A 15,193-nucleotide genomic window follows, 5' to 3' on the forward strand; every position below is an offset into this window, starting at 1 on the left:
TTATTTTCTCAATTGATAATGATTATCAATATCATTTCAAAAAAGTCAAGTTATCTCTGTGTAAAAAGCTTCATTTGATAATGACTAGAAATAAGATAACAACATGTATTCCAATAAATGTTAAGTAGATTGTCGAGTTTTGTCACAAAAATTAACAATAGTTCGTAACTATTTGTGCAAGAGCTTATTTTTATTACGTATAAAAAACCACGTTCCTTTATTCACCCAAGGTGGATTATGCCTCTACAGTTTTATCGCTGCCTTTCAACACCTCTTTTACATTGCATTTAATGCACATTACTTATTCAAATTTTATTCAAAAATTAAGTTATAACACGATATAAACCTGTGATGGCAGATCCTATTCTGATTAATATATTTGGAAGGCAATGTGGGGAAGAGGATAGATTTGAGATAAAACGCACACACTAGAAGTAGTAATAGATTGATTTATTTCTTATGCTTTGCCATATTTTAGCATGCATTTTTGCGTGAAAATAGAATAATATATCTATAGCTTATTGATATATAAAGCAGTCTTTGTACAACCCTTTATGCAAAAGGATAAAACGTGAAAGTAAACATCATCTTTTCTTTGGCAATTTTGCTTCTTGCTGGTTGTGCTGATCATGCTCGTCAACCTGTTCAAAAAGAAACATCACGATTTTTAAGCCAAAAACCAGTAGAGAATCGCGTTAATAATGCTTCAATCTCAACGGCACAATGGAGATCAACTCCTTTTGATAACCATATACAGCAAGCCTCAAGCCGTTACGATGTTGATGAAACATTAATTAAGGCGATTATCCAAGTTGAATCAAACTTTAGACCTGAAGTTATTAGCAAATCAAATGCAGTTGGATTAATGCAAATTAAAGCATCAACCGCGGGAAGAGATGTTTACCAAAATAGAGGCAAGGCAGGGCAGCCAACAACGGCTCAACTAAAAGATCCCGCCATTAATATCGATTTGGGTACAGCTTATATTCAATTATTAAGAGAGCGCCACCTTGTTGGTATTGCCGATCCTGAAACGCTTTATTACGCTACTATTCTTGCTTATGTGAATGGCGCTGGCGCTTTATTAAGAACATTTGATAAAGATAGAGATAATGCTATCGCTAAAATTAACTCAATGAGTGCGGATGATTTTTATCGTTATGTTGAAAAAAATCATCCGGCTTCTCAAGCACCGCGTTATTTAGCAAAAGTCAGGGCGGCTTACCATGCAGGTGATAATTAATCTGGCAAATTAGCAGCTGCTTGAGCCTGTTTTAATAAAGCAGGCAAATCAGCAATAATTTCAAGAACGCCATTGATCATAAACTGAACACCCATACAGATTAATAAAAATCCCATTACGCGAGAAATAGCGTCAATACCACTGTGACCTAAATATTTCATAATGCGGGTGGAGCCACGAAGTGATACCCAAACAATAACGCTAATTAAAAAGAAGCTTGTCACAGGGGCGATATACAATACCCATTGTGCAATATCAGTACGCGAGGGGATTGAAGCCGCTGTACTAATTATCATTGCAATGGTTCCGGGTCCTGCTGTACTTGGCATTGCTAAAGGAACAAAGGCAATATTAGGCTCTTTGGGATTATGATGTGGATTGTCATCGTCTGAAACAGGATCATCGACATTAGGTGTGTTTGGAAACAGCATACTAAAGCCAATAAAGGCAACGATCATTCCACCTGCAATACGAAGACCGGGGATCGAAATACCAAACGTTGTCATTATGATCCGCCCCGCATAGAACGCGATGGTCATAATGAGGAAAATATATACACATGCCATTAAGGATTGTTGATTACGTTGTTCCTTTGTCATATTGCCTGAAAGGCCAAGCCAAAGAGCAACAGTCGTTAATGGATTAGTTAAAGGCAAAAGCAAAATAAGACCAAGACCGATAGCCTGAAAAAACTGGTAAACAGAGTGCATGGAATATAAAAGCTCCCAATAACAGGTGATTAAGGAGTAATTATGATAACAAATTAAACGAGATAATAGTTATTTTACTCGTAATATTCTTAATGTGTATTAGTATTTTTTCATAAGCCATTCTAAATGCACTTTTACCGATCCCCAGTCATAATCAGTAATACTATAAACACAAGTATCTCTTTTTTGTCCCATTGTCGTTAATCTATGATTACGTAAAATACCATCCAGTTTTGCCCCAAGTCGCTCAATTGCTCTACGGCTAGTTTGATTTAATATATGAGTACGAAATTCAACAGCAATGCACTGTAAATCTTCTAAGGCATATTTAAGTAAGAGATATTTGGCTTCTGTGTTTATTCCTGTTCTTTGTACTTCTTTGGTATACCACGTTGAACCAATTTCTAATCTTGGTGTTTGGTTATCAATATTCATAAAGGTTGTTATGCCAACCACACGGTTATTAGCTTTAGAAATAATGGTAAAAGGCAACATTAACCCTTTTTGTTGCAACTGAAGTTTATGCTCAATATCGCGTTGTAACTCTGTTACTGAAGGAACGGTGGTATACCAAAGTTCATCGGGCCTATCTTTTTCGATTAATTGATAAAGTTCTGAATAGTGTTCCATACTTAGAGGCACTAAACGCACAAGTTTTCCTTCTAATGTTGTCCACTCTGTTATCTTTTTCATAATAAATATTCTCAGGGGTTGTTAATAAAAATGCGTTTTTTAAGAATACTTTTTATACATAACAAATTTATAAATTAATATTGTTATTTAAAAGGCTATTAAAAAATAAGCCAAATTCAGAATGATGGAAATAGAGAAAAAAGAGTGCGAGTGATTTTTTCTCAACAGAAAATGACCGTCTCACCACAGGTGAGCCAGTATCATGCGTGTTAATCTATAATTCAGTAATAGTGATATAACCGTAAACACAATAGATTGGTAAAAAGATGACAGATTTAATTGAATGGGATGATTTTTTACGTGTAGAAATGAGAGTGGGGACGATTATTAGCGCAGAAATAAATAAGAAAGCTAATAAACCTGCTTATGTAATGGAAGTTGATTTGGGCGAATTAGGCATAAAACGTTCAAGTGCTCAAATTACGGTAAACTATACACCTGAAGATCTTGTGGGACGTCGCATTTTATGTGTATGTAATTTCCCAGTTAAACGCATTGCAGGTATAAAATCTGAAGTCTTAATTACAGGGGCGCCCGATGAAACGGGAGCAATTGTATTGGCTGAGTTTAACTTGCCTTTACCAAATGGTTCACGTTTAGCATAAATAAGTATCTTGATAAGACACTCTTAAATAGTGATGTTCTGCTGAGTTTTGATATAGTAATTGTTCAATAGCAGGATGGATATAAAGGAGTGTCTTTTGTTATTACCTCAATTGCATTTGCGATGTTATACACAAGAGACGGTATCTCATCAGCATGATAATTTATGGCAGATTATTTTCGGGCTTTCAGGTTCGATGGAAGTTAATTTCAATCGAGAAGATTTTCTGATTTCCAGTCAAAACTGTTTGATTATTCCTCCAACTATTCATCATGCCTTTTCCGGTAATATAGATAATAAAAATCTTATTTTGGAACTCCCTGCAACCTCTCAATGGCAATTAAGTGAGAAAGGTGGGCAATTTGCGTTATCACCAGCAGCTATTAGTTTATTAGAGTGGCTACATCAATATCCTCAACCTCCAGATCAATATTCAACGATCACACGTTTATTACTCGCTCAAATGAAAATACAAAAAGGTTGGCGCGATAGTTTGGATGCTTGGTTAGCGAATAAATTACATACACCATTGACCACACATGATATTGCTTTTGCTTTTAATTCATCAGCAAGTACATTACAACGAAAAATGAAAGCCGAGGTGGGTGTATCTGTGATGCAATATGTCACTCAACAGCGGCTTAGCAAAGCTGCTGAATTATTAAAATACACATCAGTAAATATTGAAAATATTGCTTTAGCCGTAGGGTATGACTCGCATTCTGCATTTAGTCAGGCATTTCGCCAATACTTTAATAAAAGTCCTACTGAATATCGACAAGATTAAGCCATTACAGCACTTCACTTTCTGTCGAATAAACACGAGGGCATAATTTATCGAAGGCGAGTGTAAACAAATAGGTATAAACAAAGAAGAACACTAATATAGTGATTTCCATGCTTATTGCTTTGATAAAACCCACATTATACCACCACATATAAAGTGGAATGGTAAAGAAGAACAGACCTAATTCAAAACTTATTGCATGGATAAGTCGTACCATAACTGTACGCTTTTTTATTTTTAATTTTGACTCAATTAATTCAAAGAAAGAATTAAAAATATAGTTCCAAATCAAGGCAATAATAGAAACAGCGATTGCAACGGGTAGTGAATTATGTGATTGGCTTTGGCTTAATATTGCAAGTAAAACAGTGCTTAATAAAATCGCAAGAGTTTCAAAGGTAATAGCATAGACTAATTTACGAGAGCGGGGTTTTAGATAAAACACGTTACACACCTTTATATTAACAATGAAGATCCTGGTCCGCCCCAGAGAATGTTATTTTAAAAGCCACGGTTTCCGCTTGATTGGTACTGATACTAATAAAATCCTATAAAAAAGGCAAAGTTTGTCTATAAGACGCACGTTAACAGATTAGTGAGTTTCATTAAGAATGACTTGGGTCTTTAAATAGAGATTTCTTTTGTTTTAACTCTTTTAAAGAAGAAGGTGTAAGACATTTTATCGAATAATCTACCTTTTAAATATTTATATTTAATTTGGTATATTTTATTAATATATTCAATTTGTTATGATTAATTGCTGATTTCTATTTTAGTAAAAAAAGTATCGACCCCATCTTAAATTAACTGTATATTTAAACAGTAGTTTAAACATAAGGAGATACTACATGCGTAATGTAAAAGGAATTCAAATTATTGGACTAAATAACATTCCTAGCAATGTTTCTACGGGTTATGGTAATACTGATACTGGTAAAGTTTTTAACTCTGATGGTTCATTTCTTGTCTATACAAGAATTCGCTTAATTGGTTCAGATGATGAAGCCCTAAAAGACTCTCGTTTCGAAACTGTTTCTGGCGTAACGGCTGATTTTCAGGAAGTTCCTTGTGATAAAGACGGAAATGTTTTAATGACCCATCATGTAATCACAAGACCTGCAGGAGAAGGTGAATATAGTCGTGAAAACGGTTATTCACATGGTGTCGGCATTCGTTTATTTATTTTTTGTAAACAAGAGCCAACTCATCGCATTAATTTAACTACGGGTGAGATCAGCGCTAATACTGATGATAACTACCTGCGTCATATTACATTTTCTTATGCAGTTCTTGGCCGTTAGTTAAAGATCTAGTTAAAGATTAAGATAAATAGCCTTTGATTAATATCAGAGGCTATTTTTATAGCTAAGAAGCTTATATATTTTTAACTGAGTGTTTTAAAAAAGTAATCATGCCATCAAAAAGATAGAGAATAAAAAATAGATAAAGAAAAAAATATCGAGTCAATTAATACAATGTGATGAGTGAGTTTTTTCTATTTTTGATTTTGTATTTTCTTCGTGTTTTCTTGGGGAAATATAGGCAGATAAATGTATAAATCTTTACTGTCTGTGATAATATCCCCCCTGAGTTGCGATAAGGCTCAGTGATGCTATGGATATTTATAAAATAAATATGTGTACATAACTGTAGTGCAAACCTCGCGAGGTAAAGTGAGAAATTGTCGTAACGTACTGAATATATATGAAATAAAAAGCTTACAAGTGATCTTGCGTATGGGTCACCACTGTAAATAAGGATTTTAAATGCCAATTATTACTCTTCCTGACGGAAGCCAACGTCAATTTGAAAATGCAGTTTCTGTCATGGATGTCGCTGCAGATATCGGCCCTGGACTTGCGAAAGCATGTATTGCTGGTCGTGTTAATGGTGAACTGGTAGATGCTTGTGAATTAATCGAACATGATGCAAGTCTGGCGATTATCACCGCAAAAGATGATGAAGGTCTTGAAATTATTCGTCACTCTTGCGCCCATTTATTGGGACATGCAATTAAACAATTATGGCCACACACCAAAATGGCGATTGGTCCTGTTATTGAAAATGGATTCTACTACGATGTGGATTTAGACCATTCTCTAACACAGGAAGATTTAGACACTCTAGAAAAACGCATGCTAGAGTTGGCGAAAACAGATTATGACGTTATTAAAAAACGCGTAAGCTGGGCTGAAGCTCGTGAAACATTTGTTTCTCGTGGTGAAGACTATAAAGTTGCTATTCTTGACGAAAATATTAGCCAAGATTCTCAACCAGGTCTTTATCATCACCAAGAATATGTTGATATGTGCCGTGGGCCACACGTTCCAAACATGCGTTTCTGTCATAACTTTAAATTACAGAAAATCGCAGGTGCATATTGGCGCGGTAACAGCGATAATAAAATGCTACAACGCATTTATGGTACAGCTTGGGCTGATAAGAAACAGTTAAAAGCTTACTTAGATCGCTTAGAAGAAGCTGCTAAACGTGACCACCGTAAAATTGGTAAACAGCTTGATTTATATCATATGCAAGAAGAAGCGCCGGGTATGGCTTTCTGGCATAATGATGGCTGGACTATTTTCCGTGAGTTAGAAACATTTGTACGTTGTAAATTAAAAGAATATGATTACCAAGAAGTAAAAGGTCCATTTATGATGGATCGTGTTCTTTGGGAAAAAACAGGTCACTGGGAAAACTACAAAGAAAACATGTTCACAACATCTTCAGAGAATCGTGAATATTGTATCAAACCAATGAACTGCCCAGGTCACGTACAAATTTTCAAACAAGGTTTACGTTCTTACCGTGATTTGCCATTACGTATGGCCGAATTCGGTAGTTGTCATCGTAATGAACCATCAGGTGCATTGCATGGTTTAATGCGTGTTCGTGGCTTTACACAAGATGATGCGCATATCTTCTGTACTGAAGATCAAATTTTAAGTGAAGTAAATGACTGCATCAAATTGATTTATGATGTATATTCTACTTTCGGATTTGAAAAAATCGTTGTTAAGCTGTCTACTCGCCCAGAAAAACGTATCGGTGAAGATGCATTATGGGATGTTGCTGAAGCAGACTTAGCAAAAGCCTTAACTGATAACAATATTGAATTTGAATATCAGCCAGGCGAAGGGGCGTTTTATGGCCCTAAAATTGAATTTACACTTTACGATTGTTTAGATCGTGCATGGCAGTGTGGTACAGTACAATTAGACTTCTCACTACCAGGTCGTTTAGGCGCATCTTATGTTGCCGAAAACAACGAGCGTAAAGTACCTGTTATGTTACACCGAGCAGTGCTAGGGTCCTTAGAACGTTTTATTGGTATTCTGACAGAAGAATACGCAGGATTCTTCCCAACTTGGTTAGCACCACAGCAGGTTGTCGTGATGAATATCACGGATGGACAGGCTGATTATGTACAAAAACTCGTCAAAGAATTGCAAGATGCCGGAATTCGTGCAAAAGCAGACTTGAGAAATGAGAAGATTGGCTTTAAAATTCGTGAACATACTTTACGTCGTGTTCCGTACATGCTTGTCTGTGGAGATAAAGAAGTTGAATCAGGCAAGGTAGCGGTTCGTACTCGTCGAGGAAAAGACCTTGGCAGTATCGACGTTAACGAATTTAAAGAAAAACTTCTGCAAGAAATTAGAAGCAGAAGTCTTCATCAGTTGGAGGAATAAGGTATTAAAGGCGGAAAAAGAATTCAATCAACGCGTCAGAATCGCATCAATGGTGAGATTCGCGCTCATGAAGTTCGTTTAACAGGTTTAGATGGCGAACAGATTGGAGTTGTTAGTCTGAAAGAGGCTCTTGAGAAAGCCGAGGAAGCAGGTGCTGATTTAGTTGAAATTAGTCCTAATGCCGAGCCGCCGGTTTGTCGTATTATGGACTACGGCAAATTCCTCTATGAGAAAAGTAAGACTCTCAAAGAACAGAAAAAGAAACAAAAAGTTATTCAGGTTAAGGAAGTTAAATTCCGTCCTGGTACAGATGAAGGCGACTATCAGGTCAAACTACGCAACCTGATTCGTTTTCTTGAAGATGGCGATAAAGCTAAAGTCACACTGCGTTTCCGTGGTCGTGAAATGGCACACCAACAAATCGGTATGGAAATGCTTAACCGTATCCGTGAAGATTTGGATGAACTGGCAACTGTTGAATCTTTCCCTAATAAGATTGAAGGGCGTCAGATGATCATGGTGTTAGCGCCGAAGAAGAAATAGTCGGGCAATTCAAGTAATAGCATCAGTCTTTAAAGGCTGATTGCTATTCGCCTCATTATTTTATGTTATTAACAATGCGAAGTGGATTATAGAAATGCCAAAGATTAAAACAGTACGCGGCGCAGCTAAGCGCTTTAAAAAAACTGCTGGTGGTGGCTTCAAGCGCAAGCATGCTAACCTCCGTCACATTCTGACTAAAAAATCAACTAAGCGTAAACGTCATTTACGTCCAAAAGGCATGGTCTCTAAAGGAGATTTAGGTCTGGTCGTAGCTTGCTTACCATACGCATAAGTATCACTTTTTTAACAGAATATAGACATTTAGGAGTTTAATATGGCTCGTGCTAAACGTGGTGTTATCGCCCGTGCTCGTCACAAGAAAATTTTAAAGCAAGCTAAAGGTTATTACGGTGCACGTTCACGCGTATATCGTGTAGCTTTCCAGGCTGTAATCAAAGCTGGTCAATATGCGTACCGTGACCGTCGTCAGAAAAAACGTGTTTTCCGTCAACTGTGGATTGCTCGTATCAACGCAGCAGCTCGTCAGAACGGCATGTCTTATAGCCGTTTCATCAATGGTCTGAAAAAAGCATCCATTGAAATCGACCGTAAGATTCTGGCTGACATCGCTGTATTCGACAAAGTAGCATTTGCTGCTTTAGTTGAAAAAGCGAAAGGTGCTCTGGCTTAATTTTTATTAAGCAATGGAAGAGGGAGTTTTCTCCCTCTTTTATTTTGTCTAAATTTGTGGCTTAATGATATAAATTCAATAAGTTAATATTTTAAGAGACATTATCAATGTTAAATATCGCTTTTTTCCGTTTCTTTTTTTACTTTAGCGCCTAATTCAAGGGGGCTTTTGCGCGTAAGAAAAGAAACGAAAAGTAGCGCCTGAGCCTCCAATATGGAGGCTTTTTTGTTTTCAGATCCCAATACTGGGTTAGAAACCAAAAAGGGCAATTTTATTCGTCATCATTGATAACAACTAATAGACCTCATCAGGTCAAAGGAAGAGGAAACGATGCCACATCTCGCTGAACTCGTTGCTCAAGCTAAAGCAGCTATCGAAGAGGCACAGGATGTTGCTGCGCTGGATTCGGTTCGTGTTGAATACTTGGGGAAAAAAGGTCATTTAACGCTTCAGATGTCCACGCTGCGCGACTTACCCGCGGAAGATCGTCCAGCTGCAGGGGCTGTCATTAATCAGGCTAAACAAGAGGTTCAGCAAGCGCTGAATACTCGTAAAGATTATCTTGAATCAGCATTATTAAACGAACGTTTATCTGCTGAGAAAATCGATGTGTCTTTGCCTGGTCGCCGTATTGAAAACGGTGGTCTACACCCAGTAACTCGTACAATTGAACGTATTGAAACTTTCTTTGGCGAATTAGGGTTTTCTGTGGAATCTGGCCCTGAAATCGAAGATGATTATCATAACTTTGATGCGTTGAATATTCCTGCTCATCACCCAGCAAGAGCCGACCACGATACTTTCTGGTTTGATGCGAAGCGTTTACTGCGTACACAAACATCAGGTGTACAAATTCGTACCATGCAAGATAAACAGCCACCTATTCGCATCATTGCACCAGGCCGCGTATATCGTAACGACTACGATCAGACTCACACACCAATGTTCCACCAAATTGAAGGCTTAATTGTTGATAAAGACATTAGCTTTACCAATTTAAAAGGAACACTTCATGATTTCCTAAAAAACTTCTTTGAAGAAGATATGGAAATTCGTTTCCGTCCTTCTTATTTCCCATTCACAGAGCCTTCAGCAGAGGTCGATGTAATGGGTAAGAATGGTAAATGGTTAGAAGTGTTGGGTTGCGGTATGGTTCACCCAAATGTATTACGTAATGTAGGTATCGATCCTGAAGTTTATTCAGGTTTTGCGTTCGGTATGGGTATGGAACGTCTGACTATGTTACGTTACGGTGTCACCGACTTGCGTTCATTCTTCGAAAACGATCTTCGTTTCCTCAAACAGTTTAAATAAGGTGGGATTATCTCATGAAATTCAGTGAACTTTGGTTACGTGAGTGGGTAAACCCAGCGATTAGTAGCGAAGCGCTTTCTGAACAACTGACAATGGCTGGCCTTGAAGTTGATGGCGTTGAAGCTGTTGCTGGCGATTTTCACGGTGTGTTTGTAGGTGAAGTTGTTGAATGTGGACAACACCCTAATGCCGATAAATTGCGTGTAACGAAAGTTAACGTAGGCGGTGACAGATTACTTGATATCGTTTGTGGCGCACCTAACTGCCGCCAAGGACTAAAAGTTGCGGTTGCAACAGTCGGAGCTGTATTACCAGGCGATTTCAAAATTAAAGCAGCAAAACTACGTGGTAAACCCTCTGAAGGTATGCTGTGCTCATTTTCTGAATTAGCTATTTCAGAAAATCATGAAGGTATTATTGAATTACCTGCTGATGCACCAATTGGCATGGATATTCGTGAATACTTAAAATTAAACGATAATGCGATTGAAATTAGCATTACACCAAATCGTGCTGATTGCTTAGGTATTTTGGGTGTTGCGCGTGATATCGCTGTTATCAACAAAATGGAATGCCAAGTACCTGATATGTCGCCTGTTGCGGCAACTTCTTCAGCAACATTCCCTGTGCGTATTGAAGCGCCAGAAGCGTGCCCACGTTATTTAGGTCGTGTTTTCACTAATATAAATGTGAAAGCCAAAACACCTTTATGGATGCAAGAAAAGTTACGTCGTGGTGGTATTCGTTCTATTGACCCAATTGTTGATATTACCAACTTAATCCTACTTGAAATGGGTCAACCGCTACATGCGTTCGATCTTGATCGCGTTGACGGTGCTATTGTTGTTCGTATGGGTAAAGAGGGTGAAAAACTGACTTTACTTGATGGCAATGAAATTACATTAAAAGAAGATGTATTAGTTATTGCTGACGAAAAACAAGCATTAGGTATGGCTGGTATTTTTGGTGGTGAATCATCAGGTGTTAATGAAGAAACGAAGAATGTCTTCTTAGAGAGTGCATTCTTCTCTCCATTATCTATCACAGGTCGTGCGCGTCGCTATGGCTTACATACTGATGCTTCTCATCGTTTTGAGCGTGGCGTTGATTCTGCGCTGCAATACAACGCGATTGAGCGTGCAACTAAGTTACTGTTAGAAATTTGTGGTGGTGAAGTTGGTGAAGTGATTGATGTAACCAATAAAGCACATTTACCAAATATCGCACCAGTTAAATTAACACGTAAAAAATTAGACCGTTTACTAGGTCATGTGATTGATGATGCACAAGTTCTGGATTCGTTAACTCGCTTAGGATTCAACGTTTCTGTTGAGAACGATGGTTGGTTAGCAACAGTTCCTTCATGGCGTTTCGATGTTCAAATCGAAGAAGATCTGATTGAAGAAGTTGCTCGCATTTATGGTTACAACAATATTCCAGATGTACCATTACGCGCTGATTTAGTGATGACTAATCATCGTGAAGCGAACTTGTCATTAAAACGCGTTAAAACAATGCTAGTAGACAACGGCTTCCAAGAAGCAATTACTTATAGCTTTGTTGATCCTAAGGTTCAATCTTTATTACATCCAAATGAAGAAGCATTAATTCTGCCTAATCCGATTTCAGCAGATATGTCAGCAATGAGACTATCTTTATTAACCGGATTATTGACTACGACTGTATATAATCAGAACCGTCAACAATCTAGAGTTAGGTTATTTGAAGCAGGTCTGCGTTTTGTTCCTGATAATCAAGCAGAATATGGAATACGTCAGGAACTTATGTTAGCTGGTGTGATCGCGGGCAACCGTTATGAAGAACATTGGAGTTTAGATAAGCAAACTGTTGATTTCTTTGATTTGAAAGGTAATATTGAATCAATTCTGGAATTGACAGGTCAGCTAGATGAAATTACATTTAAACCAGCTAATCATTCAGCACTTCATCCGGGACAAAGTGCTGGGATTTATCTGAGAAATGAATATATTGGCTGTATTGGCGTTGTTCATCCAGAGCTTGAACGTAAACTTGACTTAAACGGTCGTACGGTAGTATTCGAAATACGTTGGAATGCAATTGCAAATCGCAGTTTACCACAAGCAAAAGCAATTTCTCGTTACCCTTCGAATCGTAGAGATATCGCTGTAGTTGTTCCGAATGATGTTGCTGCAGAGGATATTTTAGCCGAATGTAAGAAAGTTGGCGGAAATCAAATAGTTGGCATAAACTTATTTGACGTGTATTGTGGTAAGGGAGTAGCAGAGGGCTATAAAAGCCTCGCTATTAGCATAATCTTGCAGGATATCGAGCATACACTGGAAGAAGATGAGATTGCTGCAACAGTGAGTAACTGTGTAGCAGCATTGAAACAGCGATTCCAAGCATCCTTGAGGGACTAGACCTATGGCGCTTACAAAAGCTGAAATGGCAGAAAATCTGTTTGAAAAACTTGGTGTTAGCAAACGCGATGCAAAAGACCTTGTAGAATCCTTTTTTGAGGAAGTGCGTCGTTCTCTTGAAAATGGGGAACAGGTGAAGCTGTCTGGATTCGGAAACTTTGACCTGCGTGATAAAAATCAGCGCCCAGGTCGTAATCCGAAAACTGGGGAAGACATTCCTATTACAGCTCGCCGTGTTGTTACTTTCCGCCCAGGACAAAAGTTAAAAAGTCGGGTTGAGAGCGCAACACCAAAAGAATAAGATTTACAAAAACATCCAAAACGGCTTTCTTTGAAAGCCGTTTTTTTATCATTATCATCTGTATCTATTTTGATGATAAACGCATTAGGGTGTTTATATTTATCAATATAGTCTGAATGAGTATTTCTATTTGGATGGAAGGTTTTTATTTTTCTATTATCTTTCTTTTTATTCTTATTTTGACTCTTTTATTTTATCTGCATCAACATTGTGATAGCTAATCCCCATTTTCCTTCATTATTAGAGACTGGCTTACATGTTCTAAATTTATTTTTTCATCATTGAATGCGAACATGTTATGTTGCTAAAAAATTATTTTATAAATAAAAACAGTTAGAGTCGTTGTTGCATGGATAGGGAATGAAATGAATAAAGAAGTTAATCCTCTAATTAAATTGGCTAAAAGACAACGCATTGACGACAGAAAGAAGCTGTTTCTAATGGCATTAGTATTATATTTTTTGTTTGTATTTTCCCTCTCTGTTGGTGAGATTACGTTATTTCCACATCAATGGTTAACAGATGAAGCTCATTTATTTGTTTGGCAGATCCGTTTACCAAGAATACTTGCAGTAATGACTGTTGGTGCCAGTCTAGCAATTGCAGGTGCGATTATGCAGGCTCTATTCCAAAATCCACTCGCAGAGCCAGGATTACTAGGAGTAAGCAGTGGTGCAGGAGTGTGTGTTGTATTACTCATTGTTTTACAATTGGGTTTCAGCCCTTGGTTGATAAGTGGTGCGGCAATATTCGGTGCATTAGGAATGACTCTTTTATTAATGTTTTTTACTCGCATAAGAAAGCTGTCTAATGCTCAGTTACTATTAATTGGTGTGGCATTAGGTGTTCTGGCAAGCGCGATAATGACTTGGCTGGTTTATTTCAGTTCAGCTTTGGATTTAAGACAATTAATGTATTGGTTGATGGGGAGTTTTAGTGGCATTGATTGGCGTCATCAAATCTTATTTTTGGCTCTTATACCTATTGTCTTAATTCTTATTCTACAAGCCGATATTCTTAATTATTTATCTCTGGGTTCATTCAGAGCAAAACAATTAGGTATATCCGTTAATCAATGGCGAAATTGGTTTATTTTAGCTGTTGGGTTATTGATAGGGCTAAGTGTCGCTTTAGCGGGCGCTATAAGCTTTGTAGGGCTTGTTGTGCCGCATTTATTAAGACTGTGTGGAATAACTCATTATAAAACATTACTACCCGCGTGTGCGCTTGCTGGTGGCGGATTGTTATTGCTTGCTGATCTGCTATCTCGCTTAATTTTAAATGGTGCAGAAGTTCCGATAGGAGTGATTACAGCAACGCTTGGTGCGCCTTTATTTATCTGGTTATTGGCAACAAAAGAGATGGGGCGTTTGTAATATGGCGTTACTTAAACTTGATAATTTAAGTGTTAATGAGCGGCTTAACGCATTTACAGAGCAAGTAAATTATGGTGAACGTGTCCACTTAATTGGCGCAAATGGCGCGGGGAAAAGCACACTTTTAATGGCGATCGCAGGAGAGCTTCAATTTAATGGTGAAATCATTCTAAACGAAACTTCAATAAGATATTATAAATATGATGATCTTTCTAGAATGCAGAGCATTGTTATACAACAATTGGAAGCTTTATCATTTATGCCTGTTTTTCATTATCTCTCGCTATATCATAAATTATCGAAAATGGATGTTCAGCAATTAAATATGCTGTTAAATGATTTTAAAATTGACAAATTATTATCAAAAAACATTCATCATTTATCGGGAGGTGAATGGCAGAGGGTCAGAATCGTTGGTGCATTTATCCAATTATGGTCAAGTTATGATTTAAAAGGAAAATTAATGTTACTTGATGAACCAACGAATAACTTAGATGTCGTACAGTTGGCTATTTTGGATAAGTGGGTTGATAAATTTTGCCAACAAGGTGGTGCCGTTATTATGAGTACACATAATTTGAATCATTCCTATCAAAAAGCAGACAGAGTTTGGCTCATAAAAAATGGATATTTGGTTGACTCTGGCGTACCTGCACTCTTATTGGACGAAAAATTATTATCAACTACATTTAATACAAATATCAAATGCATCAATGATGTTGATCATATTGATTGGCGGGTTTTGCAATAATATGGTTATTGTTTAGCTTATCTCCAAGTAATTATTAAGGTTTTTTTAATGTTTTCTTAATAAGACGGATGCCGGTGAACAAT

17 protein-coding genes and 1 other annotated feature are annotated in these 15,193 nt (G+C 37.4%); of the genes, 14 read left to right on the plus strand and 3 right to left on the minus strand.

Features of this window, described 5'->3' with window-relative positions; genetic code table 11:
- The first annotated feature begins 571 nt into the window (after positions 1–571).
- The gene (locus BTA34_RS06385) at positions 572–1,243 is read left to right on the plus strand and encodes a transglycosylase SLT domain-containing protein (RefSeq protein WP_151434932.1); all 672 of its coding nucleotides are present in this window, start codon (positions 572–574) and stop codon (positions 1,241–1,243) included.
- Here the strand turns inward: BTA34_RS06385 and BTA34_RS06390 are convergent.
- Positions 1,240–1,953: a MarC family NAAT transporter gene (locus tag BTA34_RS06390; RefSeq protein ID WP_151434933.1), complete on the minus strand. Its 714-nt coding sequence runs from the start codon at positions 1,951–1,953 to the stop codon at positions 1,240–1,242. The genes BTA34_RS06385 and BTA34_RS06390 overlap by 4 nt on opposite strands.
- A 99-nt stretch (positions 1,954–2,052) precedes the next feature.
- A complete protein-coding gene (locus tag BTA34_RS06395) occupies positions 2,053–2,646 on the minus strand; it encodes a GNAT family N-acetyltransferase (protein WP_151434934.1) in 594 nt (197 codons plus the stop codon).
- Between the two features lie 266 nt (positions 2,647–2,912).
- Between BTA34_RS06395 and BTA34_RS06400 the strand changes: the two genes are divergently transcribed.
- Both BTA34_RS06400 and BTA34_RS06405 read left to right on the plus strand, forming a co-directional pair.
- Positions 2,913–3,251 carry a tRNA-binding protein gene (locus tag BTA34_RS06400; protein ID WP_151434935.1) on the plus strand — a complete coding sequence of 113 codons (339 nt, stop codon included), beginning with the start codon at positions 2,913–2,915 and terminating at the stop codon, positions 3,249–3,251.
- Positions 3,252–3,347: 96 nt separating this feature from the next.
- On the plus strand, positions 3,348–4,037 hold the full coding sequence (locus BTA34_RS06405) for an AraC family transcriptional regulator (RefSeq protein ID WP_151434936.1): 690 nt from the start codon (positions 3,348–3,350) through the stop codon (positions 4,035–4,037).
- 4 nt (positions 4,038–4,041) lie between these two features.
- Here the strand turns inward: BTA34_RS06405 and BTA34_RS06410 are convergent, their stop codons facing one another.
- A complete protein-coding gene (locus BTA34_RS06410; RefSeq protein ID WP_151434937.1) occupies positions 4,042–4,482 on the minus strand; it encodes a PACE efflux transporter in 441 nt (146 codons plus the stop codon).
- 403 nt (positions 4,483–4,885) lie between these two features.
- On the opposite strand from BTA34_RS06410, the gene BTA34_RS06415 reads away from it, so the two are divergent.
- The 11 genes from BTA34_RS06415 to BTA34_RS06465 all read left to right on the plus strand — a co-directional run bounded on the left by BTA34_RS06415 (position 4,886) and on the right by BTA34_RS06465 (position 15,110).
- Complete coding sequence (locus BTA34_RS06415) at positions 4,886–5,338, plus strand: hypothetical protein (protein ID WP_151434938.1); 453 nt, start codon at positions 4,886–4,888, stop codon at positions 5,336–5,338.
- 465 nt (positions 5,339–5,803) lie between these two features.
- On the plus strand, positions 5,804–7,732 hold the full coding sequence (gene thrS, locus BTA34_RS06420) for a threonine--tRNA ligase (RefSeq protein ID WP_151434939.1): 1,929 nt from the start codon (positions 5,804–5,806) through the stop codon (positions 7,730–7,732).
- A gap of 3 nt (positions 7,733–7,735) precedes the next feature.
- The gene (infC, locus tag BTA34_RS06425) at positions 7,736–8,275 is read left to right on the plus strand and encodes a translation initiation factor IF-3 (RefSeq protein ID WP_151434940.1); all 540 of its coding nucleotides are present in this window, start codon (positions 7,736–7,738) and stop codon (positions 8,273–8,275) included.
- 94 nt (positions 8,276–8,369) lie between these two features.
- On the plus strand, positions 8,370–8,567 hold the full coding sequence (gene rpmI / locus BTA34_RS06430) for a 50S ribosomal protein L35 (protein WP_004263702.1): 198 nt from the start codon (positions 8,370–8,372) through the stop codon (positions 8,565–8,567).
- Between the two features lie 42 nt (positions 8,568–8,609).
- Positions 8,610–8,966 carry a 50S ribosomal protein L20 gene (rplT, locus tag BTA34_RS06435; RefSeq protein ID WP_151434941.1) on the plus strand — a complete coding sequence of 119 codons (357 nt, stop codon included), beginning with the start codon at positions 8,610–8,612 and terminating at the stop codon, positions 8,964–8,966.
- 106 nt (positions 8,967–9,072) lie between these two features.
- Positions 9,073–9,196: a sequence feature (Phe leader region), on the plus strand.
- Positions 9,074–9,121, plus strand: coding sequence for a pheST operon leader peptide PheM (gene pheM, locus BTA34_RS18520; RefSeq protein WP_120655563.1), 48 nt, complete (start codon positions 9,074–9,076; stop codon positions 9,119–9,121). Its footprint overlaps the feature before it by 48 nt.
- A 100-nt stretch (positions 9,197–9,296) precedes the next feature.
- Positions 9,297–10,280: a phenylalanine--tRNA ligase subunit alpha gene (pheS, locus tag BTA34_RS06445; RefSeq protein ID WP_023582383.1), complete on the plus strand. Its 984-nt coding sequence runs from the start codon at positions 9,297–9,299 to the stop codon at positions 10,278–10,280.
- A gap of 14 nt (positions 10,281–10,294) precedes the next feature.
- Complete coding sequence (pheT, locus tag BTA34_RS06450) at positions 10,295–12,682, plus strand: phenylalanine--tRNA ligase subunit beta (RefSeq protein WP_151434942.1); 2,388 nt, start codon at positions 10,295–10,297, stop codon at positions 12,680–12,682.
- Between the two features lie 4 nt (positions 12,683–12,686).
- Positions 12,687–12,983: an integration host factor subunit alpha gene (gene ihfA / locus BTA34_RS06455; RefSeq protein WP_023582381.1), complete on the plus strand. Its 297-nt coding sequence runs from the start codon at positions 12,687–12,689 to the stop codon at positions 12,981–12,983.
- A 365-nt stretch (positions 12,984–13,348) separates the two neighbouring features.
- Positions 13,349–14,359: a vitamin B12 ABC transporter permease BtuC gene (gene btuC / locus BTA34_RS06460; protein ID WP_151434943.1), complete on the plus strand. Its 1,011-nt coding sequence runs from the start codon at positions 13,349–13,351 to the stop codon at positions 14,357–14,359.
- A 1-nt stretch (position 14,360) separates the two neighbouring features.
- On the plus strand, positions 14,361–15,110 hold the full coding sequence (locus tag BTA34_RS06465; protein ID WP_151434944.1) for an ATP-binding cassette domain-containing protein: 750 nt from the start codon (positions 14,361–14,363) through the stop codon (positions 15,108–15,110).
- Positions 15,111–15,193: the final 83 nt, after the last annotated feature.

Source organism: Proteus sp. CD3 (assembly GCF_008808075.1).
In the GTDB taxonomy this organism is placed as follows: domain Bacteria; phylum Pseudomonadota; class Gammaproteobacteria; order Enterobacterales; family Enterobacteriaceae; genus Proteus; species Proteus appendicitidis.

Bases quoted from the DNA above. Each gene is read 5' to 3' on its own strand.
- BTA34_RS06390 (WP_151434933.1), bottom strand. From the start codon at position 1,953: ATGCACTCTGTTTACCAGTTTTTTCAGGCTATCGGTCTTGGTCTTATT.
- BTA34_RS06395 (WP_151434934.1), bottom strand. From the start codon at position 2,646: ATGAAAAAGATAACAGAGTGGACAACATTAGAAGGAAAACTTGTGCGT.
- BTA34_RS06400 (WP_151434935.1), top strand. From the start codon at position 2,913: ATGACAGATTTAATTGAATGGGATGATTTTTTACGTGTAGAAATGAGA.
- BTA34_RS06415 (WP_151434938.1), top strand. From the start codon at position 4,886: ATGCGTAATGTAAAAGGAATTCAAATTATTGGACTAAATAACATTCCT.
- thrS (WP_151434939.1), top strand. From the start codon at position 5,804: ATGCCAATTATTACTCTTCCTGACGGAAGCCAACGTCAATTTGAAAAT.
- rpmI (WP_004263702.1), top strand. From the start codon at position 8,370: ATGCCAAAGATTAAAACAGTACGCGGCGCAGCTAAGCGCTTTAAAAAA.
- rplT (WP_151434941.1), top strand. From the start codon at position 8,610: ATGGCTCGTGCTAAACGTGGTGTTATCGCCCGTGCTCGTCACAAGAAA.
- pheS (WP_023582383.1), top strand. From the start codon at position 9,297: ATGCCACATCTCGCTGAACTCGTTGCTCAAGCTAAAGCAGCTATCGAA.
- pheT (WP_151434942.1), top strand. From the start codon at position 10,295: ATGAAATTCAGTGAACTTTGGTTACGTGAGTGGGTAAACCCAGCGATT.
- ihfA (WP_023582381.1), top strand. From the start codon at position 12,687: ATGGCGCTTACAAAAGCTGAAATGGCAGAAAATCTGTTTGAAAAACTT.
- btuC (WP_151434943.1), top strand. From the start codon at position 13,349: ATGAATAAAGAAGTTAATCCTCTAATTAAATTGGCTAAAAGACAACGC.
- BTA34_RS06465 (WP_151434944.1), top strand. From the start codon at position 14,361: ATGGCGTTACTTAAACTTGATAATTTAAGTGTTAATGAGCGGCTTAAC.